Consider the following 26,449-nt stretch of genomic DNA (forward strand, 5'->3'; position numbering starts at 1 on the left):
CGATGCTCCTCCCGAACAGCGATGGTGATCGTGTTTGGAAGGAGCATCTCAAAGCGGCTATTTAGTTCTCCCGGCGAATCAGCTGGCCGTGCGGAGTCTGGAAATCGACATCGGTGCCGGCGATGATGGAGCGGCGCACCAGACCGTGCAACGCCTTGCCCTGGTAGGGGGAAATCGGGTTCTTGTGGTGCAGATTCTCGACGTCCACTTCAAAGGTCTCCTCTGGAGCAAAGACGGCGAAGTCCGCATCCCGGCCAGCCTCGATGACAGCCTTGTTGCCCAGCCCGGCAAGCTTGGATGGATTCACGCTCATCCATGACACCACTTGTTCAAGGCTGATTCCGCGCTTTTTGGCTTCGGTCCAGATCAGTGGCAGGCCCAGCTGCAGGGAGGCAACCCCGCCCCAGGCCACGCCGAAGTCGCCGTTTTCGACGTCCTTCAGGTCAACGGTGGACGGCGAATGATCCGAAACGATGCAGTCGATAATCCCCTCTTCCAGACCCTTCCACAACAGGTCGCGGTTGGCGTCCTCGCGGATTGGCGGGCAGCACTTGTAGGCGGTGGCGCCGTCGGGGATCTCCTCGGCCAGCAAGGTCAGGTAGTGCGGGCAGGTTTCCACGGTGAGCTTCACGCCTTCGGCCTTGGCCTGGCGGATCATCTCCAAGGCGTCCGAGCTGGACAGGTGCAGCACGTGGGCGCGCACGCCGGTCTTGCGGGCACGCTCGATGACCTGTTCGATGGCGGTATTCTCAGCGGCGCGCGGACGGGATTCGAGGAAGCCCGAGTACACCGCGCCGGAAGGCTGCGGCGAGTTATCGATGATGTCCGAGTCTTCTGCGTGCACGATCATCAGCGAATCGAAGGAGGCCAGCTCGGCCATGTCTTCTTCCATCTCGTCCACGCTCAGCGACGGGAACTCGTCGACGCCGGAGTGCAGCAGGAAGCACTTGAAACCGAAGACGCCGGCCTCGTGCAGTTCGCGCAGGTCCTTCTTGTTCCCTGGGACCGCACCTCCCCAGAAGCCCACGTTCACATAGGCGTTCTTGCTGGCGGCCTCGCGCTTGATATTCAGCGCGTCAAGATTCACGGTCGGCGGGATGGAGTTCAGCGGCATGTCCACAATGGTGGTTACGCCGCCGGCGGCAGCCGCCTTGGTGGCTGATTCGAAGCCTTCCCATTCGGTGCGGCCAGGCTCATTGACGTGCACGTGGGTATCAACCAGGCCGGGCAGCAGCACCTCGTCCTCGGCCACCTCGATGACGCGTTCGCCTTCGAGCTGGGCGCCGAGGGGCTCGATCGCGATGATCTTGCCGTCGCGGACACCAACTTCCCTTGGAGCGATCCCCTCGCTGGTCAATACCTGCTCGCCTCGAAGCACAAGGTCAAACGGTGTGCGCGTGGTTGCGGTTTCGTCCGGGGTGCGGCCAACGGTTTCATTGATGCTCATGAGGTGTTCCTACTCGTTAAAAGTGTTCATCTGCTCGGCAGCTCTATGCCAAGTTTAGGTGCTAGTGGCGCGGGGCACACCCGAAAGGTGAACCGGTGCCCCGCGCCAATAGTGTTGCGGGTCTGCAAGTCAGCGACGACTGCCTCTCAGGCACCCACGGTGGCTGCTGCACCCAATGGCACCAATGCGGTTGGCGCGTCATCAGGCTCGACAGCCAGGTCTTCAAACTCGTTCACGGCATCAAGCTGCGCGCCCATGGCGATGTTGGTGACCTTCTCCAGGATCACTTCGACCACCACTGGCACCTGGTGCTCGGCGGCCAGGGCACCGGCCTTGGCGAAGCCGTCAGCCAGCTGGCTCGGATCTTCGATGCGCACGGCCTTGCAACCCAGGCCCTCGGCGACCTTGACGTGGTCCACGCCGTAGCCGTTGGTCTCCGGGGAGTTGATGTTATCGAAGCCCAGCGAGACGTGATAATCCATCTCAAAGGGGCGCTGGGACTGGCGGATCAGGCCGAGATAGGAGTTGTTGACCACCACGTGGATGTAGGGCAGCTTGAACTGCGCGCCCACGGCCAACTCTTCGATCATGAACTGGAAGTCGTAGTCGCCCGAAAGCGCCACGACCTTCTGCCCCGGCTTGCCGCGCACCACGCCCAGGGCGGCCGGCCCGGTCCAGCCCAGTGGGCCCGCCTGTCCGGCGTTGATCCAGTTGCGCGGCTTGTACACGTGCAGCATCTGCGCGCCGGCGATCTGCGAGAGGCCGATGGTGGAGACATAGGTGGTGTCCTGGCCGAAGGCCGCGTTCATCTCCTGGTACACGCGCTGAGGCTTGATCGGGATGTTCTCGAAGTTGGTCTTGCGGTGCCCGGTGGACTTGCGCGCGGTGCACTCATCGGCCCAGGCGCTGTAATCCGGCAGGGTGCCGGCGGCCTTGCGCTCTCGGACCACCTCGAGGATTGCTTCGATGGCCGTTTTGGCGTCGGAGACGATGCCCAGATCCGGGGAGAAGACCCGTCCGATCTGGGTTGCTTCGATGTCCACGTGGATGAACTTGCGCCCGGCCCGGTAAGTGTCCAGGGCGCCGGTGTGGCGGTTGGCCCAGCGGTTGCCTAGGCCCAGGACGACGTCGGATTCCAGGAAGCTGGCGTTGCCGTACTTGGTGTGGGTCTGGATGCCCACCATGCCCGACTGCAGCCGGTGGTCATCGGGGATGACACCCCAGCCCATCAGGGTGGGCGAGACCGGGATGTTCAGCTCTTCGGCCAGCTGCACCAGCTGCTCGCTGGCGTTGGCGTTGATAATGCCGCCGCCGGCGATGATGATCGGCTTGCTTCCTGAAAGCAGCAGATCGACGATCTTCTCGGCCTGGCCGCGGGTGGCCTGCGGCTGCTGCAACGGCAGCGGCTCGTAGGCGTCGATGTCGAAGTCGATCTCGGCCATCTGCACGTTGATCGGCAGGTCGATCAGCGCAGGCCCCGGGCGTCCGGAGCGCATGATCTGGAAGGCCTTGGCGAAGGTGCCGGGAACCAGTCCGGGTTCGAGCACGGTGGAGGCGTATTTGGTCACCGGCTTGGCGATGGATTCGATGTCCACCGCCTGGAAGTCCTCCTTGTGCAGCACGCTGGTCGGCGCCTGCCCGGTGATGCACAGCATCGGGATGGAGTCGGCGATCGCGGCGTACAGCCCGGTGATCATATCGGTGCCGGCCGGGCCCGAGGTGCCCAGGCACAGTCCGATCTTTCCGGTGGCCCGCGAGTAGCCGTCGGCGGCGTGGCTGGCGCCTTCGACGTGGCGGTGCAGGGTGTGGCGGATCCCGCCGTGGGCCTTCATGGCCGAGTACAGCGGGTTGATGGCGGCTCCGGGAAGGCCGAAGGCCTCGGTAGCGCCTTCCTTTTCCAGGATCAGTACGATGGCATCTACTGCGCGCATCTTTGGCATATTGAACACGTCCTTCGGGAAGAAAAGAATGAGAACCTACAGCGGGCGGCGCGGCGCATGAGTCACCACAACGCCTGCTCCTTGAGCACCAGATGCCAGTAACGGACCGGAACGAAGTCCTCACACCCCACCGGCGGTATCGGCGGCGGCTAACCGTGTACTAAAGCCGCCGCCGACCGCGCATCAGGTGGCGTATGCCGCGATCTGAGGTGCAGGCGCTGCCAGCGCCGCCCACCATAGGAAGTTGTCACGGCCTTAGGCCGGAAGCGGGGCCTCGATCTTGCCGGCCAGGCGCTGTACGCCGCGGAAGAGGCCCGAGTGGTCCAGCGCCCCGTCGCCGGAGGCCACAGTGGAGGTGACCAGCTGGGCAACCAGCGCGCCCAGCGGCAGGACCACGCCTGCTTCGCGGGCGGCCGAGGTCACGATGCCCATGTCCTTGTTGTGCAGGGCAAGGCGGAATCCGGGGGCGAATTCGCGGTCAAGGATCTTCTGGGCTTTCTGGTCGAGGACCTTGGAGCCGGCCAAGCCGCCGCCGAGGACCTTGATAGCCGCGTCGGTGTCCACGCCGTAGGCTTCGAGGAATACCACTGCTTCGCTCAGCGCCTGGATGTTGGCGGCGACGATCAACTGGTTGGCGGCCTTGACGGTCTGTCCGGAACCCGAGGGGCCGACCAGCACGATGGTTTTCCCGACGGCTTCGAGTACCGGCTTGGCTGCGTCGAAGTCGCTGGATTCGCCGCCGACCATTATGGACAGCACCCCTTCGATGGCGCCGGCTTCGCCGCCGGAGACCGGGGCGTCCAGCGGGCGAAGGCCGGCTTCGCGGGCCTCGGTGGATAGTGCAACCGCGACGTCGGGGCGGATCGAGGAGTTATCGATCCACAGGGCTCCTGGTTTCGCGTTGGCGAAGACGCCTTCTTCGCCGGTGACGACCGCTTGGACGTCCGGTGAATCCGGGACCATGGTGATGATGACGTCGGCGTCCTTGACGGCGTCGGCGATCGAGCTGGCGCCAAGTCCGCCAGCGGCGATCAGGTCATTGGCCGCCTTGGGGCTGCGATTGAAACCGGTGACGGTGAATCCTGCGTTGACCAGGTTCTTCGCCATGGGCAGGCCCATGATTCCCAGGCCGATGAAGGCTACGTTCTGCGACATGTCTTACTCCAAAATCTGTGGTGTGCGGGGATTCAGGCGCTGGCCGAGGCGGTGTTGAGCCATTGGAAGGCGGTGGCCATTTCCTGCTTGTATTCCAGGGCGACCTTGCCCGTGTAGCCCAGTTCGACCGAGCGGTTGATCCAGTCGAGCAGCGGCAGGTTGCCGGTGCCCGGGGCGCCGCGGCCTGGTGCGTCGGCAATCTGGATGTGGCCGAAGTCCTTGGCGTGGGCTTCGATGACGGCGGCGACGTCGTCGCCGTTGACTGCCAGGTGGTAGAAGTCGGCCAGCAGCGCGATGTTGCTGTTGCCTTCGGCCTTGATCGCGTCGACAACCTTGAGGGCATCGGCCGCGGTTTTCAGCGGGTAGGCCTCGGTGCCGGAGACCGGTTCGATCAGCACGGTGCCGCCAATCTTGGCCACTCCTTCAGTGGCGACCGCCAGGTTCTTCAATGCCAGTTCGTCCTGCTCTTCGGGCGTGTAGTCCGGCAGGCGGTTTCCGTAGAGGGCATTGAAGGAGGTGCATCCGGTGGCTTCACCGATGGCCGCTACCACTGCAACGTTGTCCTTGAATTCGCTGCAGCGCCCCTTCCAAGAGACCAGGCCGCGGTCTCCGGCAGGCATGTCGCCTGCGAAGAAGTTCAACCCATCCAGCTGGACGCCTGCGTTCTTCAGCGAGGCGATGAACTGGTCAACCTGCTTGTCGCCGGGCACCGCTTCGGCAAATGGCCACCAGAATTCGACGCTGTCGAATCCTGCCTGGCCCGCTGCTTCGGCGCGTTCGAGCAGTGGCAATTCAGTAAGAAGAATCGAGCAATTCAGAGTGTAGGACACCGGATTTCCCTCCAAGACCAACGTTCCTAAGTTTCCGCTTTGTGGAAGTTAGGTTTTGCTTTATGAAAACACTAAGTCTCCACGCGAGGGGCTGTCAACCCCTTTGAACTCAACTTCTTGCAACCCTTCACTCGCGCCTGCGCGGCACCCCCAGACCCAAGGCGAAGGCAAGTAACTCATGCTTAATATGCGAAACCTATTTGTTAGAAATCGCGCTAAATCGAATCAATCACCCCTTCGTGATGGCGAACGAGTTGCGTCTATATTTCCGTCATATGAAATCAGGATTTTCTATTGCGGTAGCCGTTCCGCCGGACTTACAGTTGAGTGGCAGGTGATGTGGCACACATCTCGGAGTGAATATTTCTGACTCAGGAGCAGCCATGAGCGCACGACTCATCGGGAGTCCATCAGGACACCCAGACTGGCAGCAGGCCTTGGCCGCCCAGCCAGTTGTTGGCACCCCATCGGAGTTCTATCGGAACTTCGGCCAGCCGATCTACCCGTAACGCGCGGCCCGATCCGCAACGCGGACCTACGCAGCCAACCCACAACGAATAGATCGGCATGCCGCGCGCATGCCCGCTGAAGGCACACGTCTCCCCCACCCATAATGCCGGGTGGCTTCGCCCTGCCTTCAGCATGCTTTTGAGAAAAGGACCTCGCCATGAGGCAAGAACTCTCGGAGCCACGCTCCGTCCAAGTACCACCCGCAGCGTCAACCCATCAGGGCATCGACCGCGCCAACCCGCATGAACTCAGCCCCGGCCTGTACAACCAGGACCTGGCGCCCACCACCCGCAAGGGCCGTTCATGGAACGCCTACAGCATCTTCACCCTCTGGGCCAACGACGTGCACTCACTGGGCAATTACGCCTTCGCCATCGGGCTCTTCGCTCTGGGAATGAGCGCAGGACAGATCCTCGGTGCGCTGGCTATCGGCGCCATTCTGCTGTTCGCGTTGCTGAATTTCTCTGGCTTCATGGGTGAAAAGACCGGCGTTCCCTTCCCGGTGATGAGCCGCATCGCCTTCGGCATTACCGGGGCGCAGATCCCCGCCCTGATCCGAGGCGCGGTAGCCATCGCATGGTTTGGCATCCAGACCTACCTGGCATCCCAGGTGCTCTCGGTCATGGTGATAGCCGTGGCCCCGGGCGCGGCCAGCCTGCAGGACTCCAGCTTCCTCGGCCTGAACACCTTGGGATGGATCTGCTTTGTGGCACTGTGGGCCATTCAGTTGGTGATCGTCAGTTACGGCATGGAAATGATCCGCAAATACGAAGCCTTCGCCGGCCCGGTCATCTTGGTGACCTTCCTGGCCCTAGCCATTTGGATGTTCATTGAATCGGGCTTCAATATCTCGCTGAGCACCGGCGAGACCAAGAGCGGCGGCGCCATGTGGGCCTCGATGTTCGGCGCAGCCGCCCTGTGGGTTTCCATCTACGGAACCTTCGTCTTGAACTTCTGCGACTTCACCCGCGGAGCCAAATCCAAGAAGTCCATCGTGAAGGGCAACTTCTTCGGGATCCCGCTGAACATGCTGTTCTTCGGCGCCATCGTGGTGGTCCTGACCGGAACCCAGTTCTCCATCAACGGAAAGATCATCACCTCTCCCTCCGATGTTGTCTCGGCAATCCCCAACACCTTCCTGCTCTTGCTGGCCTCGGCAGCGCTTTTGGTGCTGACCATCGCAGTGAACCTGATGGCGAACTTCGTGGCCCCCACCTACGCGCTGACCAACCTGTTCCCGAAGAAGCTGAACTTCCGCAGCGCCGCCATGATTTCCGGCGTCATCGGACTGGTGATCCTTCCATGGAATCTCTACAACTCACCGGAGATCATCAACTACTTCCTCGGTGGCCTGGGCGCGCTGCTTGGCCCGCTTTTCGGCATCATCATGGCCGACTACTGGCTGATCCGCAAAGCCCGGATCAACGTCATGGATCTGTACCGTGCCAATCCCGAAGGCACCTACTACTTCACCCGCGGCGTGAGCTATCGGGCAGTAGGTGCCCTGGTGATCAGCTCCGTGATCGCGCTGGTGCTGGCCTTCGTTCCAGCCTTGCACGTTGTCGGTTCCTTCGCCTGGTTCCTCGGATCAGGTGCCGGAGCGGTGGCCTACCTGGTCCTGGCCAAGCGCCAGCATGACCTCGCAGACATCGACGGCGAACCTATCGCCGTAGCTCCAACCCACTAGGAGCGTCATGCGAATCCTCATTGTGAATGTGAATACCACTGCGTCCATGACCAAGGCCATCGGCGACTCGGCCCGCGCGGTCGCTTCGCCCGGCACGGACATCATCGAGCTGACTCCTGATTTCGGGGCGGACTCCTGCGAAGGCAATTTTGAAAGCTACCTCGCCGCGATGGCCGTGATGGATAAGGTGATCCGCTACCCGGAGCCCTTCGACGCGGTCATCCAGGCCGGCTACGGCGAACATGGGCGTGAAGGCCTGCAGGAACTGCTGGATGTCCCGGTGGTGGACATTACCGAAGCCGCCGCTTCCACCGCGCAATTCCTGGGGCACAAGTACTCCGTGGTGACAACCTTGGACCGCGCAGTCCCGCTGATCGAAGACCGGCTGAAGCTGGCCGGCCTGACCGACCGGCTCGCGTCGGTGCGAGCCAGCGGCTTGGGTGTCCTGGAACTGGAATCAGATCCGCAGCGGGCAGTGGCCGCCATCGTCGAGCAGTCCCGCATCGCGGTGGAGCAGGACAAGGCCGAGGTCATCTGCCTCGGCTGCGGCGGCATGGCCGAACTCGAAGAGCAGGTTCGGACTGCCACCGGCGTTCCGATCGTCGATGGCGTCCGGGCCGCGGTGACCATCGCCGAATCACTGGTGCGGATGGGCCTGAGCACCTCCAAGGTGCGCACTTACGCTCCCCCGCGCCCCAAGGTGCTGAGCGGTTGGCCGATCTCCGCCGAACTCATTACCAAGTGAATGCGCAGGCGTATCCCAGTTAGTGCACAGACTGCGCGTTTAGAGTTATAAGTACCTCATGAAGGTGCGAGTGATGACAAATGTTTGGTCCCGATGCTTCGGCATCGGGACCAAACTTTTTTGCGCTACAGCTTAGCTGGCGTCAACCAAGTCCTCGGCCTTTTCGGCCTGCTGGCGCGAGCGTTCCCCGACCAGTGCCACGCCAATAGCCAGCACGCCGGTGAACAGAACACCCAAGCCGATATGCACCTGCAAGAAGGCGGCACCTGCGGCCGCGCCAATCAGGATCAGCGCCACCGCCAGCAGCCGGCGCTCCCAATATTTGCCGCTGCCTCCGCCCAGGGGCGAGTCGGCGGCGAGGCCAGTCAGGGTGGAGGTCACCACCACCGTGGTCACATCCTTGACCGCCAGATGGCGGGCGGTGGCTGCCTGGAGGCCCATGGCCGCTGCAATGAATCCGGTCACCGACAAGGCGGCACCTTGGGAGACATGCTGCACTCCAGAGAACAGGGCAATAGAAGTCAGTGCCAGGCAGATGCCAACCACGGCAATCAGCACCGTGGTGCGTCGGCTCCAGCCTGCGGATTCCTGCTTGAGCACCCGTCCGGCAATCGCCGCACCGAGCACAAAACCGACCAGCGCCACGGATGGACCCAGGACCGGCAGTCCGTCGGCGCCCATGAGGGCCATGCCAAGAATCACGACATTGCCGGTCATGTTTCCGGTGAAGACCCGGTCCAGCCCCAGATAGCCGACAGCGTCGATAATTCCTGTAGAGAAGGTCAGCACGAGCATCAAGATCAGATGCATTTTCGCGGGGTCGTGGGGCTTGAGGGCGTTCGGCATGGTAGTTTTTCTTTCGCTTCGGTCGGATCAGAGCCTAGCGTAGGCCACCACCAAGCGATCCCCCACGCATATTGCGAGCGCGCTTCACATCCTCATTTTCGTTACGGGCAGCCGATGACCCGCAACGCGAAAAATCCCTGCAACCACGCGGATGCAGGGATTTTTTGTGTCGCGGTGGTTTAGCTGATGGCTTCAGCGATCGCGGTGGAACCGTCGTAGAAGTTCACGGTCGAGCGTTGTGCCGCTTCGGTATCCACGACGTGGGTGATCACCTCGGCGACATTTTCGCGAGAAACCTTGCCGTTTTCCGCTTCAGGAGCCTTGCCATCGATATTGCCGGTTTCATCGGCGATCGTGATCTTCTTGCTGGCAGGGTCCAGCGTCAGGGCTCCGGGACCAAGAATGGTGTAGTCCAGGTCGGTCTCGCGCAAGACGGCATCTGCATCATGCTTGGCCTTGGCGTAGGTGTAGAAGGAATTTTCCGGATCGAGATTATCGACATCCACCAGAGCCCGCGAGTAGGAGACCATGACAAATCGCGATACGCCGGCCTGCTTGGCCGCTTCCATGGAACGCACGGCAGCATCGAAGTCCACGGCGCGGGTGCGTTCCTTGTTTCCACCGCCGGCTCCGGCCGAGAAGACGATGGAGTGCGCACCGCTGAAGGCTTCAGCAAGCTGCTCTACGCCAGCGTTTTCGATATCAAGCACTATCGGGGTCGCGCCGGTGGCGGAGATTTCAGCGGAATGATCTGGGTTGCGAATAAACGAGTCGACGGCAAAGCCGCGTGCTACCAGTTTTGGCGCGGCCAGCAAAGCTACCTTGCCGTGGCCACCGATAAGGACTACTCGACGTTCTTCAGACATGTATTGCTCCTTCTGATCGTTGTTCACATCGCTACCTTCGGCATAACGGTCACACCTGTCGCGATATTCCTCGCCCAGTACACGCGTTGAAACTGGTAATCCGCTCCATGCCGGTTTCAATGCCCATTTGCCGGGCGTAACCTCGGTTCATAGACAGACACCTCGACACAGGACGAACGCTCATGAAGCAGAAAACCCTGACCCTGGAACTAAGCAATGATCAATTCGCAGACCTTGCCAATGCTCTGGAAGACCACCGGGATTATTTTAAGAAACGCGCAAATGAAGCCATGTTCGGCTTCGGATTGGACACCGGTTATTGGACCTCGCGCTCCGAGGATGTGCAGGAATTATTGGATCTGGTTCTGAACAATGCCAGGCAAACCCGATAGGGTTATCCGGCCCATTCTTCTTTGAGCATCGCGTAGGAATAGCTGTCCACCCATTGCCCGCTGCGATGCAGGGAAATGGCTTTTTCGAAACTTTCCCGGCGCATTCCCACGCGTTCCATCAACCGCGCCGATGGTTCATTGGCGGCGAAACACCCTGCAACGATTCTGCGTAGGCCCAGGTCTTCAAAGCAGAGTTTCATCGCGGCTTTCACCGCTTCGGTAGCGTATCCGCGGCCCGCGAACTCCGGGTCAAAGCTCCATCCGAGTTCTGCTTCAACAGCTTTGGCTTGCTCGGCGACTTCACGCTGGCCCCACGCGTCCTTGATATAGACCATGACAGTCCCGATCAGACGGCTGCCGCCCTGTCCATCGCTGAGCTCTACCGCGATATCTCGGTTGATCTTCCCCGACTCAAGGAATTGCTTGCGATAGGTTTCAAAATCTTTGGGTCCTGCGGTGATCCATTCGGTGACTTCCGGCAGCTTGCGATAGCTCCAGGTCGATTCCAGATCACCTTCGGTCAACCGACGCAGGGTCAGCCTCTTGGTGGTGACCGGCCAGGCGATGAAATCCAAGGATGCTGTCATGAGTGCATCCTATCGGACACTACTTGAGAGCTAAATAAAGAAGGTTTTTGATGGTTAATTTTCCCGAATACCTTCCAACTCAGGTGACTCCTGACGTGAGAAATTGGAATATTCGCGAACATTTTGATGTGGAAATACTACTCAAAGTGACGCAGTCAACACCAATAAGATTTGGCCTAATTAGATCAGATAAGGCTAAGCTAATTACTAGATCATTCACTCGCGCAACCAATGAAGGTTGCCATAAGAAAAGGACGTCATGGCCTCCATGAAGCTTCGCGCCGCTGCCCTTCTGAGCATTGCTGCGCTGTCTCTCACCGCTTGCGGATCCAACACCGATACCGCTGCCGACGCCAACGCCGGTGATGCCAAGACCGTGACCTTCACCGACAACGACGGCGAAAAGAGCGTAGCGGTACCGGCCAAGTCCGTTGTCGCCACCGACAACCGCACCTTCGAGACCCTGGACGCCTGGGGCATCAAGCTCACTGCCGGTGCTGTTTCGCTGATGCCAGATACCATCTCCTACACCAAGGACAAGGACATCCTGGATCTGGGCAGCCACAAGGAGCCAAACCTGGAATCCATCGTCACAGTGGATCCGGACCTGATCATCAACGGCCAGCGCTACACCCAGCACGCCGAGAAGTTCAAGGAACTGGCACCTGACGCCACCATCGTTTCGTTGGATCCACGCGAAGGCGAGCCTTTCGACTCGGAGCTGGAACGCCAGGTCACTACCCTGGGCGAGATCTTCGAAAAGCAGGACGAAGCCAAGAAGCTGGTTGACGACTTCGAAGCAGCCCAGAAACGCGTGACCGATGCCTACAACAAGGATGAAACCGTCATGGGCCTGATCGCCTCCGGCGGCGAGCTCGGCTACTCCGCACCAAGCACCGGCCGCACCGTTGGCCCGATGTTCGACTTCCTGGGCCTGACCCCTGCACTGGAACTGGAAGAATCCTCCACCGACCACGAGGGTGACGACGTCTCGGTTGAAGCTATCGCCAAGTCGAACCCGGACTGGATCATCGTCATGGACCGCGACGCAGCGGTCGGCACCGACGGCGAAGAATACAAGCCTGCCAAGGAACTGCTGGAAAACTCCGAAGCGCTGCAGAATGTCACCGCTGCCAAGGAAGGCCACGTAGTGGTCATGCCGGCTGACACCTACACCAACGAGGGCATCCAGACCTACACCGAGTTCCTCAACGGATTCGCTGACGCCCTGGAAGCTGCCAAGTAGCCTCCATGCATTTCCTGCAGCTTTAGTGGCGAAGCCGATTTTCGGCTTCGCCACTAAAGCTGCATTCCCACCACACTTTTCCACGGCGGCAATATGACAAGCACGACTGCGCCCGTGCGGACCAAATCCAAGGTCTTCACCGGCAAACTGGCATTAGGCATCCTCGGTGTCCTCCTGCTCCTGGCCCTCTCGCTATTCACCGGCGTCTACGACATTTTCGGCAAAGACGATGGCGCCCAGATGTTCACCATCACCCGCATCCCGCGCACCATCGCGCTGGTGCTCGCCGGGGCGGCCATGGCCATGAGCGGATTGGTCATGCAGCTGCTGACCCAGAACCGCTTCGTGGAACCGACCACCACGGGCACCACCGAATGGGCCGGGCTCGGCCTGCTGACCATGCTGGTGCTCTTCCCCAGCGCGAGCCTGCTGGCCAAGATGGGCGTGTCCATCATCTTCGCCTTCATCGGCACGATGGTCTTCTTCCTGTTCCTGCAGCGCGTCTCGCTCAAGGCCTCGCTCACCGTCCCGATTGTGGGCATCATGCTCGGATCGGTGATCGGCGCCTTCTCCACCTTCTTCGCCCTGTCCACGGACAAGCTGCAGTCGCTGGGCATCTGGATGGCCGGCTCCTTCACCTCGGTGATCCGCGGCCAATACGAAGTGCTGTGGATCGTCGCCCTGGTCGCCGTGGCCATCTACATCGTGGCCGATCGCTTCACCGTGGCCGGCCTGGGCGAAGAGATCGCCACCAATGTCGGATTGAACTACCGCCGGGTGATGCTGCTGGGCACCGCGCTGATCGCCATCGCCACCGGCGTGGTCACCGTGGTCATCGGCAACCTGCCGTTCCTGGGCTTGATTGTGCCGAATATCGTCTCGCTGATCCGCGGGGATGACCTGCGCAGCAACCTGCCGTGGGTGTGCCTGCTGGGCGTCGCCATCACCACGGTGTGCGACTTGATCGGCCGCACCATCATCATGCCTTTCGAAGTTCCAGTTTCCCTGATCCTGGGCGTGCTCGGCGCGATCGTTTTCATCTTCCTGCTTCTAAGGCAGCGCAAAGTTGGCTAATCTCATGACTTCCCCCGCCCGTTCGGCCCACCATCCCGGCCGCTCTTCCGGCCCCCTGCCCAGCGCCAAGGTCCGCAAGCGCTACTGGATCACCCTGGGCATCCTGGGTGCGCTGGCCGTGCTCTTCGCCTTCGGGCTGCTGGCCTGGGATAACCCCATGCCGGTGGGCTCCACCGGATTCTGGGTGATCGCCAAGCTGCGTGCCAGCAATATCCTGACCATGGTGGTCGTGGCTGCCTGCCAGTCCATAGCCACCGTCGCGTTCCAGACGGTCACCAACAACCGCATCATCACCCCGTCCATCATGGGCTTCGAAGCCCTGTACCGGGTGGTGCAAACCGGTGCGGTCTTCTTCCTTGGCGTTGCCGGGATTACCTTCTTCACCGGGGTCAGCCAGTTCATCTTGCAGGTGGCCATCATGGTTGGTCTGTCGGTGGCACTCTACGGCTGGCTGCTTTCGGGCAAGCTCGGCAATATCCAGATCATGCTGCTGGTGGGCATCATCATCGGCACCGGACTGGGCTCGATTTCCACCTTCATGCAGCGGTTGCTGACGCCGAGCGAATTCGATGTGCTCACCGCCCGGCTCTTCGGCTCCATGGCCAATGCGGATATGAGCTATATGCCCGTGGCCATTCCGCTGGTCGTCATTGCCGGCGGCTACCTGGTGCTGGCCTCCAAGAAGATGAACATCCTGGCTTTGGGCAAGGAAACCACCATCAACCTGGGCATCAACCACCGCCGCGAGGTCATGAAGACTCTGTTCTTCGTCTCCATCCTGATGGCCGTGACCACCGCGCTGGTTGGCCCGCTGACCTTCCTGGGCTTCCTCGTGGCAACCTTGGCCTATCAATTGGCCGACACCTACGACCACCGCTACATCTACCCGATGTCATTCTTGATCGGCTTTGTCGTTCTGGCCGGCGCCTACTTCATCATGAAAAACCTGTTCTACGCCCAGGGCGTGGTGGGCATCATCATTGAAGCCGTCGGCGGCATCACCTTCTTGATCTTCATCCTGCGAAAGGGCCGACTGTGATTACCCTCAACGCCGTCAGCAAGAAATACAGCTCCTCCGTGGCCATCGGCCCGGTGACCTTGGAAATCCCCACTGGCGGGCTGACCGCACTGGTGGGTCCCAACGGCGCCGGCAAGTCCACCATGCTCACCATGGTCGGACGCCTGCTGGGCATCGATGAGGGAACCATCGAGGTCGCCGGCTACGACGTCACCAAAACCAACTCCAAGGACCTGGCCAAGATCGTCTCGATCCTGCGCCAGGAAAACCACTTCGTCACCCGGCTGACCGTGCGACAGCTGGTGGGATTCGGCCGCTACCCACATTCCAAGGGCCGGCTGAACCAGTCGGATGAGGAGATCATCTCGCAGTCCATCGACTTCCTGGATCTTGGCGAGCTGGAAGGCCGCTACCTTGATGAACTCTCCGGCGGCCAGCGCCAGCGCGCCTATGTGGCCATGGTTCTGGCGCAGGATACCGATACGGTGTTGCTCGATGAGCCGCTGAATAACCTGGACATGAAGCACTCGGTGGTCATGATGCAGCATCTGAAGCGTGCCGCGGCGGAACTGAACCGCACCATTGTCATCGTGCTGCACGACATCAACTTCGCCGGGCACTACGCCGACTACATCTGCGCCATGAAACACGGCAAGGTCGTGCAGTTCGGCACTCCCGAACAGATCATGCAGGACGAGATCCTCACCGAGGTTTTCGAGACCCCGGTGAATGTCATCCCCGCCCCTAATGGCCCGCTGGCGGTGTACTACTAGAAACTGCGGGCAGCTAACTTTTCAGCGATGCCCCGCCGCAGATGGTCATGACCTGGCCGGTGATCGACTTGCCATGCTCGCCGCCGAGGAACAGCACCAGAGCTGCGACATCGGCAGGGTCCACCAACGCACCCAAAGGCGGGGTAACCGGCGGGACGCCAGCACGACGCGGATCCACCATCATCGGGGTGTTGGTCGGTCCCGGCGCCACCACATTGCAGGTGATGCCACGGGGAGCCAGCTCCATCGCCCAACTGCGTGATAGCCCGGCGAGCGCCGACTTGGTGGCGGCATATTGGCTCTTTCCGGCCACGCCCGTCATGGTGCGGCTGCCCATCAGGATGATCCGCGAACCATCAGCCATTTTCGGCGCCAGCGAATTGACCAGCACCATCGGCGCCTGCACATGTACCGCGTGCATGCCGGCCAGATCCTCGGCCTTCAGCTCGCCCAGCGCACCGGTGACCATGAACCCGGCGGCGTGCACCAACAGGTCCGGGGCCTGAAGCTGCTGCGCGACTTCCTGGACTTGGGCCAGATCGCCCAGGTCGGTGCCCCGCCAGCTGAACCGGTCATCCTTTATGGCCGGGGCCCGGCGACTCAAACCCATCACGTCGTACTCGGCTTCCAGCAAGACAAGGGCGATGGCTTCCCCGATGCCCGAGCTGACACCGGTCACCAGCGCACTAGGCATCATCGCCTGCTTCCGGGGCACTGACCCACGAAGGGTCGATGCGTACATATTTAATGGCTTGGCGGAAGTAGGTATAGGCCAGGTGCAAGGCCCCATCCTGACCTTCATGGATCGAAGGGTAGGAGAATTCCCGGTTCAGTCCTTCCCGGGAATTATTGGACAGGCAGTAGCCGTCGCCCACTTCGAGGTTCCGGCGCGCTGGCCAGCTGCGGCCCTGGTCATCAGAGATCGCGACCGTCAGCGGTGCACGCGGGGTACCCCAGAAGGCCTTGCGCACACCAGGTTCTTCGGTAGCCACCGGCTCAAAGGTCACCGGGCCATCCACGGAGGAATCCAAGCCCTCATCGTCGATCTCGTCGTAGAGCGAGAGCCGGCGTTCAGTGTGCTCATCGGCTTGGGAGTGGTTGTAGATCAGCGCCAAACGTCCATCGTTCATGGAAACGAACTGGATCGAAGAATTGTTATTCGGCAGTTCGGTCGCCTCGGGAACACTCCAGGTGACTCCCCCGTCCTCGGAGCGCGAAGCATAAATCCAGTCGGCCCAGCGGCTGCGGTACAGGGCAAGCAAACTTCCGTCGGCGAGCGCCGCGACATTCATGTGCACGCACCCGGTGGAACCGTCGATAATCTGCTCGCTCCAGGTGGCTCCGCCATCGGTGGACACCATCAGCGCCGAGTCATCGAAGTCCCCCACCCATTTTTGCCCGGGCACCGTAGCGCAGCGGAAGACCGGAACAAAGAGCCGCTGGCCGACCTGTACCGGAGGCTGGCGGACAAAGACTCCCCCATGCTCGGTGGCTGCGAACAGAGTTTCGGGCTCCGACCAAGTGCTTCCGTGGTCGGTGGAAATGCGCCGGCGCACTTCGGAGGTGTCCTGGTTGCCGGCGTGCTGGGCGGTGTAGAGCAGCCACAGCTCATCATCGTGGCGGTAGAGGATTGGGTTCTGCTCGGAACGGGTCGAGTCGAAGGACACCTGTTGTGCCGGCGACCAGTTCTTCGCCCACTGCCCATCGGCCAGGCGTTCCAGGGTGGAGAAGTAGATGCTGATATCAGCCACTCCCTCCTGGGTGCCTCCGAACCAGACGCACCCCAGATTCCCGTTGTCCAGGGTCATCAGGTTGGCGGCGTGGGATTGCACGGTGGGCGCAGGCAGGTAGGCGTAGGCCAGCGAACTGTCCTCGTGGACCTGCCCGTCGGGGGTGATGGTGGAAAAATCGGTCAACGACATTGTCTGTTTCCTTGCTGTGGGGTGGTGGCTAAGAGCGGGCCTGCTGCAGGTGGGCCGCCGCCGTTGCTTCCAGATGGGTCAGGTCCGAGGCCACGGTGGCGAAGGTGTACCCCTCGCCCAGGCGCTGCTGGGCCAGTTCCCCGTTGGCGTTATGGATGCCCGCGGCAATGCCAGCCTTGTTGGCCGCATCGCTCACTCGCTTTAATGCGGCTTCGAATTCATCCCTGATCGCCGGGTCGCCGGGGAATGCGGCGCCGATGGCCAGAGCCAGGTCGCTCGGTCCGACGTACAGTCCGTCCAGCCCCTCAACGGCGGCGATTTCCTCAACGTTCTCCAACCCGCCGGGGGTTTCGATCATGGCGAAGACCATGGTGGTGGCATCGGATTCGGCAGGGACTGGGCCAACCCGCAGCGCCGAACGCATGGGGCCGTAGGAGCGGATCCCGTGAGGCGGGTACTTGGCGGCCTTCACCGCGTTGGCCGCGTCTTGCGCGTCGTTCACCAGTGGCACGATCACCGCGACAGCTCCGGCATCCAGTGCCTTGCCGATGGCGGTCGCGTTATTGGCTTCGACGCGGACCACTCCGGCGGCCTGCGCGGAGGCATCGATAGCCATCAGGCCGGTGAGCATGCCGTTGTAGCCGATCAGCCCGTGCTGGGCATCCAGGGCGACATAGTCGTAGCCCAGACGCGCGATGCGTTCGGTGGAGACCGGTGAATCGAGCACCACCCAGTAGCCGAATGCTGGCTCGCGGTCGCGGATCTTGCGGGCGAATTCGGTGGCAACTGCTGAAGTCATGGTGTTGGTATCTCTTTCTGTATTAACGGTTGTAGGCGGGCATCGGGCCGTGCAGCGAGGCGGTGGCCTCGGCGGCGGCGTCGGCCAGGGCTTGGTCCAGCGGCCCCTTGTTGATGGCGGCAATATTGGATTCGAGCTGGCTTGCTTTGGAGCCGCCGAGCAGCAGCGAGTCGACGCTGTCGTGGTAGGCCAGCCAGCGCAGCGAGAGCTCAATCAGGGTGATGCCCGCGTCCTTGGCCAGCGCGCCCAACGCTTCGATGCCCTTGAACAGGTTCTCGTCCCAGTAGCGTTCGGTATACATGCTCGCCAGCCGGGAGCTGCCAAAACGGCCTTCCTGCGGCTGCTGTCCGAAGTTGTGGCGCCCGGTGAGCAGACCGCCGCCGAGCGGGTTGTAGACCATGGTCTGCACCCCGCAGGACTGGGCAAAGGGCAGGTATTCGGTCTCGATGCGTCGGGCCACCAGGTTGTAGAGCTGTTGCGCCACCACCGGTTGCGGTGCGCCCACAGCCTGCGCCACGTGCGTGGCTTCGGCGATCTGCCAGGCGGCGAAGTTGGAGACGCCCAGGGAGAGGATCTTTCCTTCCTGATGCAGCTTGGCCACTTCGCCCAGGGTGTCTTCCAATGAGGTCGAGTAGTCCGGCTGGTGCAGGTAGAACAGGTCCAGCCTGTCCGTGTTCAGCCGCCGCAGGGAGGCTTCAACGCTTCGACGCAAGGCCGCCGGGGACAGCACAGAATCATCACCGGCATCCGCATGCGGCATGCCCGCCTTGGAGGCAAGGAACACCGAATCGCGTTTGCCTTCCAGCAAGGTGGCCAGCAGTTCTTCGGTGGCACCACCAACATATGCGTTGGCAGTATCAATGTGCGTTATTCCGGCGTCCAGTGCCATAGTGAGCATCTGCTCGCTGGCCTTCGCATCAGCGGTGTCGCCGAAAGTCATGGTTCCCAGAACCAGGGCAGCCGGGGTGTTCTTAGCCATCGTCTTTGCTTCCTTCATCGTTTGTTGCTGTTTAGCTGGTGAGCCCGGCCAGGACGTGGCGCGGTTTCAAGCCTTCCATTTGGCTTGGGTCCAGGGCTGCACGGCGCAGCTTGCGGGTGTACTGTTGCGCCGGCGAGGTGAGCACCTGTTCGGTGCTTCCGACCTCGACGAGCTTTCCTCGTTGCATCACCATGACCTGCTGGCTGATCTCCTGCACCACGCCAAGGTTGTGCGAGATGAACACGTAGGAAATGCCGGTGTCTTCCTGGATCTCGGCCAGCAACTTGAGCACCTGGGCCTGCACCGAGACATCCAGCGCGCTGGTGGCCTCATCGCAGACCAAGAGTTCAGGCTTGGACGCCAAGGCCCGGGCAATGCCGATGCGCTGGCGCTGGCCGCCGGAGAATTCATTGGCCCGCTTATGCAAGGCGCCTTCGGGAAGGCCGACCCGATCCAGCAATCGCAGGGCTTCCTTGCGGCGTTCGGCAGGTGTCCCGGACTTCTGGATCTTCAGCGGCTCGGTGATGATCTGCTCGGCGCTTTGGCTTGGATCCAGCGAGCCGTAGGGATCCTGGAAGACCATCTGGAATTTGCGGCGCAAGGGGCGCAGCTGCTTTTCGTTCAGCGGCACCAGGTCGGTTCCGTCCAACAGGATCTGCCCCTTGGCCGGCTTGAGCAGGCGCATGATGGATTTGGCGATGGTCGACTTTCCGCAGCCGGATTCGCCGACCACGGCCAGGGTTCTCCCACGTTCAAGGTCAAAGGAAACGTCGTCGACCGCACGGAAGATCCCATTGCGCGTGTTGTATTCGACGCTCAGGTTCTTCACCGAGAGGAACGGTGCTGGCTGGTTCATGAGGCTCCCTCTGCTTCCATTGCTGTTTCGTCCCAGGCTCCCAGCCGAGGCACTGCGGCAAGTAGCTTGCGGGTGTAGTCCTGCACCGGCGCATCAACAATCTGGGCTGCCGGGCCGGACTCAACGAACTTGCCCGAGTTCATCACATGAATTGTGTCGGAAACCAGTCGTGCCACACCAATATCGTGCGTAATCATCAGGATTGAAATCCCACGTCGCTGCTGCAATTCCAGCAGCAGGTCGAGGACGCCGGCCTGCACGGTGACATCCAGGGCACTGGTTGGTTCATCGGCCACCAGCAGCTCGGGCTGGCTAGCCAAGGCGATAGCGATGAGCACACGTTGCAGCATGCCGCCGGAGAGCTGGTGCGGGAACTTCTTCAGCTGCTCTTCAACCAGCGGAATGCGCACCTGTTCGAGCAGTTCGATGGCCTTTTTCTGGAGCTCTTGCTTGCCAGTGATCTTCCCTGCAACCTTGATCGCTTCACGCAATTGCGAGCCGATGGTCGCCACCGGGTTCAGCGCGGTCATCGGGTCCTGCGGGATCAGCGCCAGGCCGCGGCCGCGGAACTTCGCGATGGCCTTGGGATTGGCCACCACGTCTTCGCCCTTGATGCGTACCTGGCCGGACAGGGCGGCCAAGCCTTGGGGCAGCAGCTGGAGCAGGCCCATGGCGGTGGTGGATTTTCCGGAGCCTGATTCACCGATGATGGTGACCGTTTCGCCCTGGCCGATGCGGAAGCTGACGTTGTTGACCGCTTTGAATACGCCATTGTCGGTCATCAGTTCCACGCTGAAGTTGGACACTTCCAGTACTGCGGTGTTTTGCTCGCTCATCACTTGCCTTCTTTCTTCGAAGTCCGGCGGAGGTTTCCATCGCGCAGGGCATCGCCCAGCAGATTGACCCCGACCACCAGGACGACGATGAACAGGCCTGGCAGGGTCACCATCCACCATGAGGTGGTGATGTAGTCCTGGCCATCGGAGATCAGGCGGCCCCAGGTGGAGAAGGGGCGCTGCGGTCCGGCGCCGAGGAAGGACAGGGCGCTTTCCAAAAGCACTGCCTGGGCCAGCAACAGCAGGATGACCAGGCTGGCTTGCTTGAAGACATTCGGGATCACGTGCTTGGCAAGGATTTCCAGTTTGCGAAGCCCCAGGGTCTTGGCGGCATCTACATAGGGCTTCTCGCGTTCGACCAGCACGAGGGATCGGGTCAGGCGGGCGACTTCTGGCCACTGGGCAATGGCGATCACGCCGGTGATCACCGGAATCGACGGGCCGAAGAGGGCTACCACCAGCAACAGCATCATCAGCAGTGGCAGGGATAGCTGGGCTTCGAGCACGCGGGAGATGATCACGTCGGCCCATTTGCCGTAGAACCCGGCGATCGATCCGAGGATCACGCCCACGGCGCCGGAAACCACAACCGCCAGCACGCCGATCATCAGCGAGGTCTGGCCGCCGAAGAGCACGCGGGAGAGCAGGTCTCGGCCCAGCTGGTCGGTGCCGAAGAGGTGTCCGTCAACCAGGGGCGCCAGGCGACGTGCGCCCAGATCCTGCATATTCGGATCCGCGATGGGCAGGAAGTTCGCCAGCGCGATGGGCAGGACCACCAGCAAGGTCAGAATGGTGCCGAGCCACAGCTTGATCCGGGTCGAGCGGGCGCGCCGGGCGGCGGCCGACTTCTTCAGCATCGCCTTGGTGACCGCAGAGCGACGTTCCGGCTGAGGAGTCTGCGTGGGGTTTTGGATGGTTGCGCTCATGCCGAAGCTGCCTTTCCGAGGCGGACCCGTGGGTCCAGCAGTGGGTAGGCCAGGTCGATCAGCAGCTGAACGGCGACGGCCAGCAGGGCGGTGATCAGCACGGTGGCCTGGATCAGGGGGTAATCACGGGTCTCCAAGGCCCGGACGATCAGCGAACCCACGCCGGGCCAGCCGAAGACGACTTCTACAACCACCACGCCGTTGAGCATGGCAGCAAAGCGCGTGCCCAGCGCGGTGAAGACCGGGATTCCGGCATTTCCCAGCGCGTAACGCCAGGTCAGTACGCGCTCGCTCACCCCGCGGGAGCGGGCGATGTTCAGGTATGGCGCGTTGAAGTTGGTGACCATCTCCCGCTTGACCATGCGCGAGACCAGGGCGATCTGCAAGATCGCCACGGTGATGGTGGGCAAAACCAGGCCGCCCCAGGTGGTGAAGCCCGAGGCTGGGAACAACGGGATGATCACGGAGAATCCGGTCAGCAGCATGATACCGGTCCAGAAGTCGGGCATGGACTGCCCGGCGATGGTCAATACGTTCACGCCGAGTTCGGCGTCGGTGTCGGAACGGCGGGCCATCCACATGCCCAACGGGATGGCGACCAGCGCGGCCAGCAGGATGGAGCTGGTGGCCAGGGTCAGGGTGTAGGGCAGCCGGTCCATGACTACCTGCACGGCTGGCGCCTGGAAGGAGTAGGACTGGCCGAGGTGCCCGGTGAACAGCTGTCCGATGAAGATCACGTACTGCTGCAACAGCGGCTTATCCAGGCCGAATTGCTCGCGCACGGCGGCCAGCTGCTCGTTGGTGGCCAGCGGACCGGCGAAGGAGGCAGCCGGGTCGCCCGGTGCCATGCGGATGAGCAGGAAGACTACGGATACGGTGAGGAACACCGTGAGCAGTCCCTGCCCGATGCGCTTGGGAAGATAGGTCAGCATGGCTCAGCTCTCCAATCCCACTCGGGCCAACGGATAGGCGTTGGCGGCGGATAGTTCCAGGTTTTGCACGCGGTCACGGCGGGCAAGAATCGATTTGGGGGTGAAGGCCCAGGCGCAGGGCCACGTGTCCCAGACTGCTTGCTGGGCGACCTTCAGGTAGGCGGTGCGTTTGGCATCATCGACTTCCGAGGCCGCGCGCGCGATCTTGCGTTCGACATCGTTGTTGACGTAGCCCTGATAGGTGTCGCGGGTCTTTTCCTTTTCCGCGGTGCCGGCATACATGCCCTGCAGCATGGTGATGGCCAGGCCGGTGGGGCTGGAGAAGCCGTTGCCGAGCAGGTCCCAGTCCCCCTCCTTGCCCTGGCGCCACTGCAGGATGTTGCCACCTGGCTCGAACTGCTGGAGTTCGGTTTTCACTCCGATATCCCCCATCATCTGTACGAGGGCTTCCATGATGGCGGTATCCGAAGGGAATTCACCGGTCTCCCAGATGATCTTGAGCTTCAGGTCCTCGACGCCGAGGTACGCGAGCATGGACTTGGCCTTGCCCGGGTCATAAACATAGTCCCCGGTTTTGGCGTATCCGGACAGGCTGGTCGGGGTCACACCCGCGGCCTGTTCCACCGTGTCGATCAGGACATCGTGCACCAGCGCCTTGCCGTCGATGGCGAAGGACAGTGCTTGGCGTACCTTGGCATCGGAGAGCGGGTGGGTCTTGGGCTTGCGGAAGTTGTAGAAGATCTGGTTCAAACGCAGCGAGGAGGCGGTCTCGATGGTGACGCCTGGCAGCCCCTGCAGTTGTTCCATGGAGTTCGGCGAGATGGAGTCGATGACATCCACTTCGCCACTGCGCAGGGCGATCACCCGGGAGGATTCCTCGGGAAGGAAGCGCACGTTGACCTGCCGGATCGGTGCTGGCTCGCCCCAATACTTCTCATTGCGGATCAGCGTGTAGGTGCCGGCGCCGCGGTCATAGGACTGGACGACATATGGGCCGGTTCCCACGCCGGTCTGCAGTTCTTCGGCCTTGTTGTCCTCGGCGGGAGAAATCAGGATCAGCGCCATCAGCGCATCCAGGATAGGGATGGGTCCCTTGGAATCAAGGTGGAACGTCCGCTCATCAACTTCGGTGACTTTGGGGAACTCCGGGAAGAAGCTGGCGACGAAGGAACCTTGGACCTTGGCGTACATTTCCAGCGCGGTGGCCACGTCCTTGGGCTTGACCGGGCGTCCGTCGGAGTAGGTGATGGATTCGCGCAGCTTGACGGTCCAGCGGGTGGGCGATGTCATCACCATGGATTCGGCGAGCACCGGGATCGGGGAGATGTCCGGGCCGATGGCGGTCAGGCCCTCGCGGACCGAGCGCTGGACGGTGACGGCGGCATCAAACTGGTTCAGCTTGTTGTCCAGCGAAACCAGGGAACGGTTCAGAGCCAGGGTCAAGGTGTCCTTGCCCGGCAATCCGGTGGGTCCCGCGCAGGCGGTGGCGCTCATCCCCACTGCCGCAAAGAGCCCAGCGGCTCCTGCCAGCTTCAACAGCTGGCGCCGCGACATCCCAGGGGTTGAGAATCGTGCGGTCATCTTCGACCTCCCAATCGACTTTATGGAGCGCTTTGCCCGTTGATTGAAGGGCCATCCACTCGCTGTGATGTGTATCTCATGTCACTTTGTCACGATTGCGCGAAATGCGCAATAGGCATAGCGCATTTCGCGCAACTGTGTCATGATGGCTCCAGAAGCACACCGGCCCCCAGAGCAGTCCGGAACTAATTCCAAGGAGGTGACAAGCACTCAAATGACCACGAACCAGCAGGATTTCCTGATAATCGCCGACGATTTTTCTGGCGCATGCGAAGTATCTTTACCGTGGAGCGACCATGGATTTCCGACCCGGGTCTCCCTGGGCTTCGACTCAGCCCCTGCGGACAATACGCATCGCGCCACCGTCGTGGACACCAATACCAGGTACTCGACACCCGCTAACGCGCATCGACTCCTGAAGGAACTGAGCCAGACCCTGCCCGAGGGCACCATGGTCTTCAAGAAGATCGATTCGCTCTGGCGAGGCAACCTCAATGCAGAGCTGCGCGCCCTGGCCGATGCTGGCTACCGACTCATCATCGCCGGCGCCCTTCCCCACCTGGAACGGACTGTCGAGAACGGGCGGCCGCTGATAGCCGGCCAGCCCTTGTCATCCACCGGCGCCTGGCAGGTCGAAGCCCAGCAGGCACCGGAAACCATCGCCGAGCTCTTGGGCGATCTGGCCTCGGCAAGGACTCCAAGCCCGCATGAAACCGGGGCGTTCCGCGACCAGCTGGCCGCCGCAGTGAAGTCCGCGCCAGCGGTGATCGTGGACTGCGCCACCGATGAGGATCTGCATGAAATCGCCGATGCCTGGCTGGCCTTGCGCACCACGGACCCGGAGCACTTCCAGCGCAGCATCCTCGTGGGCACCGGCGCACTCAACGCGGCACTGGCCAGCAAGCTAGCCGGCCATTCGGGGCATGCAACCGATAACGCCGGGCAAGATCATGCCCCGCAGAGCAGGGAACCGCACCATATCCTCGGTGTCATCGGATCAGCCTCCGGCCCCTCAGGACAGCAGCTTGAGATTGCCCGGAATCACGGGCTCCCCTGCGGCGAAACCACCAGCGAATTGCCGTCGCCCGCGCCAGGCGAACCGGTCATTCTGCGCGCAACGCGCAGCGCCAGTGATCCACACCAGGTGCTTGCGCACCTGCGGAAGCAAGCAGGGCATTTCCTTGCCGAGCACCCCGATGCGGACCTTTTCCTCACCGGAGGCGAAACTGCACGAGCCATCCTCGATGACCTCGGCGTCGATTCCCTGGCCCCGCTCCAGCAGCTGGAGCCCGGGGTTGTCATCTGCCAGACCCCCGATGGCCGGCTCGTTGGAACCAAACCCGGTTCCTTCGGCAGCCCCAACATCCTCGTTACAGCCTTAACCACCCTGCGCAGCCTACGCGCCCCTTATTCCCAGGAGCTTGATTCCATGAGCACTACCACCTTGGACACCCGCCCATTCATCGCCGTCACCATGGGAGACGGCTCAGGCGTCGGCCCCGAAGTCACCGTCGGAGCACTGCTGGACGCCAACGCGTACAAGATCAGCCGTCCCGTGGTGATTGGCGACTGCCACCGGCTCTCGATGGGCGCCGAAGCACTGGGCCTGCAGGCCGAGATCGTGGAGATCACCGAGATCGCCCAAGCCCAGTTCATCCCCGGCCGCATCAATGTCATCGATCCCCACCTGCTTTCCGAGGATCTTGAATGGGGCAAGATTTCCGGCGAGGCCGGCAACGCGGCCTACCACTACATCCGCATAGCCTGCGAGCTGGCCATGCGCGACGAGGTCCAGGGCATCTGCACCGCGCCGCTGAACAAGGCCGCGCTGCACGAGGCAGGCCACATCTACCCGGGGCACACCGAACTGCTCGCGCACTTCATGGGTGTTGACGAGGTATCGATGATGCTCTCGACCCCCAAGGTCAAGGTCATCCACGTGACCACGCATATCGGCCTGATCGATGCGATCAAGAAGATCGAGCCCGGCCTGGTCGAGCGCACCGTCCGCCGCGGCCATGAGGCCTTGGTCCGCGCCGGCAACCCGAATCCCAAGATCGGCGTCTGCGCCATCAACCCGCATGCCGGAGAAAACGGGCTGTTCGGCTATGGCGAAGAAGAAGAGAAGATCATCCCTGCAATCGATAAGCTGCAGGCCGACGGCATCAATGCCATCGGCCCATTGCCCGCCGATACCGCATTCTTCCTGGCTGGCCGCGGCGACTACAACCTCATTGTCGCCATGTACCACGACCAGGGCCACGGCCCGGTGAAGGTCCTTGGCATCGAGGCCGGCGTAAACATCACCGTGGGCCTGCCGGTCATCCGCACCTCAGTGGACCACGGGACCGCTTTCGACATCGCAGGCAAGGGCATTGTCGAGGTAGGCAGCATGATCGAAGCACTGCAGCAGTCGGTGAACTTGGCTTCGGTTCCGGTCAAGTAAACGAACTGGAGCAATGCCGATACACTCGGCGTAGTAGATTCAACGAATCAGGAAGG

At 61.8% G+C, this 26,449-nt stretch carries 25 protein-coding genes; 9 read left to right on the forward strand and 16 right to left on the reverse strand.

Annotated elements, in window-relative coordinates:
- Positions 1-61 precede the first annotated feature (61 nt).
- From allB to D3791_RS07135, 4 genes are all read right to left on the reverse strand, one after another.
- The gene (gene allB / locus D3791_RS07120) at positions 62-1,447 is read right to left on the reverse strand and encodes an allantoinase AllB (protein WP_172511740.1); all 1,386 of its coding nucleotides are present in this window, start codon (positions 1,445-1,447) and stop codon (positions 62-64) included.
- 146 nt (positions 1,448-1,593) lie between these two features.
- Positions 1,594-3,387 carry a glyoxylate carboligase gene (gene gcl / locus D3791_RS07125; RefSeq protein WP_172511741.1) on the reverse strand — a complete coding sequence of 598 codons (1,794 nt, stop codon included), beginning with the start codon at positions 3,385-3,387 and terminating at the stop codon, positions 1,594-1,596.
- Between the two features lie 255 nt (positions 3,388-3,642).
- Positions 3,643-4,542, reverse strand: coding sequence for a 2-hydroxy-3-oxopropionate reductase (locus D3791_RS07130; protein ID WP_172511742.1), 900 nt, complete (start codon positions 4,540-4,542; stop codon positions 3,643-3,645).
- Between the two features lie 32 nt (positions 4,543-4,574).
- Positions 4,575-5,372: a hydroxypyruvate isomerase family protein gene (locus D3791_RS07135; protein WP_172511743.1), complete on the reverse strand. Its 798-nt coding sequence runs from the start codon at positions 5,370-5,372 to the stop codon at positions 4,575-4,577.
- A 383-nt stretch (positions 5,373-5,755) separates the two neighbouring features.
- Between D3791_RS07135 and D3791_RS16825 the strand changes: the two genes are divergently transcribed.
- The 3 genes from D3791_RS16825 to D3791_RS07145 all read left to right on the forward strand — a co-directional run bounded on the left by D3791_RS16825 (position 5,756) and on the right by D3791_RS07145 (position 8,314).
- Positions 5,756-5,881, forward strand: coding sequence for a hypothetical protein (locus tag D3791_RS16825; RefSeq protein WP_022874725.1), 126 nt, complete (start codon positions 5,756-5,758; stop codon positions 5,879-5,881).
- A gap of 158 nt (positions 5,882-6,039) precedes the next feature.
- Complete coding sequence (locus D3791_RS07140; RefSeq protein ID WP_172511744.1) at positions 6,040-7,569, forward strand: NCS1 family nucleobase:cation symporter-1; 1,530 nt, start codon at positions 6,040-6,042, stop codon at positions 7,567-7,569.
- Between the two features lie 7 nt (positions 7,570-7,576).
- Positions 7,577-8,314, forward strand: a complete 738-nt coding sequence (locus D3791_RS07145; protein ID WP_172511745.1) for an aspartate/glutamate racemase family protein — start codon at positions 7,577-7,579, stop codon at positions 8,312-8,314.
- Between the two features lie 132 nt (positions 8,315-8,446).
- On the opposite strand, the gene D3791_RS07150 is transcribed toward D3791_RS07145, so the two are convergent.
- Together D3791_RS07150 and D3791_RS07155 are read right to left on the reverse strand one after the other, a co-directional pair.
- Complete coding sequence (locus D3791_RS07150) at positions 8,447-9,160, reverse strand: YoaK family protein (RefSeq protein ID WP_022874722.1); 714 nt, start codon at positions 9,158-9,160, stop codon at positions 8,447-8,449.
- Positions 9,161-9,339: 179 nt separating this feature from the next.
- Entirely contained in the window at positions 9,340-10,026 is a 687-nt protein-coding gene (locus tag D3791_RS07155; RefSeq protein ID WP_172511746.1) for an SDR family oxidoreductase, read from the reverse strand.
- Positions 10,027-10,208: 182 nt separating this feature from the next.
- Between D3791_RS07155 and D3791_RS07160 the strand changes: the two genes are divergently transcribed.
- Entirely contained in the window at positions 10,209-10,418 is a 210-nt protein-coding gene (locus D3791_RS07160) for a hypothetical protein (protein ID WP_172511747.1), read from the forward strand.
- A 2-nt stretch (positions 10,419-10,420) separates the two neighbouring features.
- Here the strand turns inward: D3791_RS07160 and D3791_RS07165 are convergent, their stop codons facing one another.
- Positions 10,421-11,005 (reverse strand): GNAT family N-acetyltransferase, encoded by a 585-nt coding sequence (locus D3791_RS07165; protein ID WP_172511748.1) that lies wholly within the window; start codon positions 11,003-11,005, stop codon positions 10,421-10,423.
- 259 nt (positions 11,006-11,264) lie between these two features.
- Between D3791_RS07165 and D3791_RS07170 the strand changes: the two genes are divergently transcribed.
- The 4 genes from D3791_RS07170 (at position 11,265) to D3791_RS07185 (ending at position 15,116) form a co-directional block, all read left to right on the forward strand.
- A complete protein-coding gene (locus D3791_RS07170; RefSeq protein WP_172511749.1) occupies positions 11,265-12,251 on the forward strand; it encodes a siderophore ABC transporter substrate-binding protein in 987 nt (328 codons plus the stop codon).
- 93 nt (positions 12,252-12,344) lie between these two features.
- The gene (locus D3791_RS07175; protein ID WP_172511750.1) at positions 12,345-13,325 is read left to right on the forward strand and encodes an ABC transporter permease; all 981 of its coding nucleotides are present in this window, start codon (positions 12,345-12,347) and stop codon (positions 13,323-13,325) included.
- A 4-nt stretch (positions 13,326-13,329) separates the two neighbouring features.
- Complete coding sequence (locus D3791_RS07180) at positions 13,330-14,364, forward strand: iron chelate uptake ABC transporter family permease subunit (RefSeq protein WP_172511751.1); 1,035 nt, start codon at positions 13,330-13,332, stop codon at positions 14,362-14,364.
- Positions 14,361-15,116, forward strand: a complete 756-nt coding sequence (locus D3791_RS07185; protein ID WP_172511752.1) for an iron ABC transporter ATP-binding protein — start codon at positions 14,361-14,363, stop codon at positions 15,114-15,116. Before D3791_RS07180 ends, D3791_RS07185 begins: the two co-directional genes overlap by 4 nt.
- 13 nt (positions 15,117-15,129) lie before the next feature.
- On the opposite strand, the gene D3791_RS07190 is transcribed toward D3791_RS07185, so the two are convergent.
- From D3791_RS07190 to D3791_RS07230, 9 genes are read right to left on the reverse strand one after another with little or no spacing between them, the layout of a single operon-like run.
- Positions 15,130-15,810 (reverse strand): SDR family NAD(P)-dependent oxidoreductase, encoded by a 681-nt coding sequence (locus D3791_RS07190; protein WP_343034531.1) that lies wholly within the window; start codon positions 15,808-15,810, stop codon positions 15,130-15,132.
- On the reverse strand, positions 15,803-17,038 hold the full coding sequence (locus tag D3791_RS07195; protein ID WP_022874713.1) for a sialidase family protein: 1,236 nt from the start codon (positions 17,036-17,038) through the stop codon (positions 15,803-15,805). Before D3791_RS07195 ends, D3791_RS07190 begins: the two co-directional genes overlap by 8 nt.
- 28 nt (positions 17,039-17,066) lie before the next feature.
- Positions 17,067-17,837, reverse strand: a complete 771-nt coding sequence (locus D3791_RS07200) for an HpcH/HpaI aldolase family protein (protein WP_172511754.1) — start codon at positions 17,835-17,837, stop codon at positions 17,067-17,069.
- Positions 17,838-17,859: 22 nt separating this feature from the next.
- On the reverse strand, positions 17,860-18,816 hold the full coding sequence (locus tag D3791_RS07205; protein WP_172511755.1) for an aldo/keto reductase: 957 nt from the start codon (positions 18,814-18,816) through the stop codon (positions 17,860-17,862).
- A gap of 31 nt (positions 18,817-18,847) precedes the next feature.
- Positions 18,848-19,672 carry an ATP-binding cassette domain-containing protein gene (locus D3791_RS07210; protein WP_172511756.1) on the reverse strand — a complete coding sequence of 275 codons (825 nt, stop codon included), beginning with the start codon at positions 19,670-19,672 and terminating at the stop codon, positions 18,848-18,850.
- Positions 19,669-20,508 carry an ABC transporter ATP-binding protein gene (locus tag D3791_RS07215; RefSeq protein ID WP_022874709.1) on the reverse strand — a complete coding sequence of 280 codons (840 nt, stop codon included), beginning with the start codon at positions 20,506-20,508 and terminating at the stop codon, positions 19,669-19,671. Before D3791_RS07215 ends, D3791_RS07210 begins: the two co-directional genes overlap by 4 nt.
- On the reverse strand, positions 20,508-21,434 hold the full coding sequence (locus D3791_RS07220) for an ABC transporter permease (protein ID WP_022874708.1): 927 nt from the start codon (positions 21,432-21,434) through the stop codon (positions 20,508-20,510). The genes D3791_RS07215 and D3791_RS07220 overlap by 1 nt, the downstream gene beginning before the upstream one ends.
- Complete coding sequence (locus D3791_RS07225; protein WP_172511757.1) at positions 21,431-22,366, reverse strand: ABC transporter permease; 936 nt, start codon at positions 22,364-22,366, stop codon at positions 21,431-21,433. The genes D3791_RS07220 and D3791_RS07225 overlap by 4 nt, the downstream gene beginning before the upstream one ends.
- Before the next feature lie 3 nt (positions 22,367-22,369).
- Positions 22,370-23,947 (reverse strand): ABC transporter substrate-binding protein, encoded by a 1,578-nt coding sequence (locus tag D3791_RS07230; RefSeq protein ID WP_172511758.1) that lies wholly within the window; start codon positions 23,945-23,947, stop codon positions 22,370-22,372.
- 214 nt (positions 23,948-24,161) lie between these two features.
- Here D3791_RS07230 and pdxA point away from each other — a divergent pair, with 214 nt between their 5' ends.
- Positions 24,162-26,393, forward strand: coding sequence for a 4-hydroxythreonine-4-phosphate dehydrogenase PdxA (pdxA, locus tag D3791_RS07235; RefSeq protein ID WP_172511759.1), 2,232 nt, complete (start codon positions 24,162-24,164; stop codon positions 26,391-26,393).
- Positions 26,394-26,449 lie beyond the last annotated feature (56 nt).

This window comes from Glutamicibacter mishrai, from assembly GCF_012221945.1.
Classification (GTDB): Bacteria; Actinomycetota; Actinomycetes; order Actinomycetales; family Micrococcaceae; genus Glutamicibacter; species Glutamicibacter mishrai.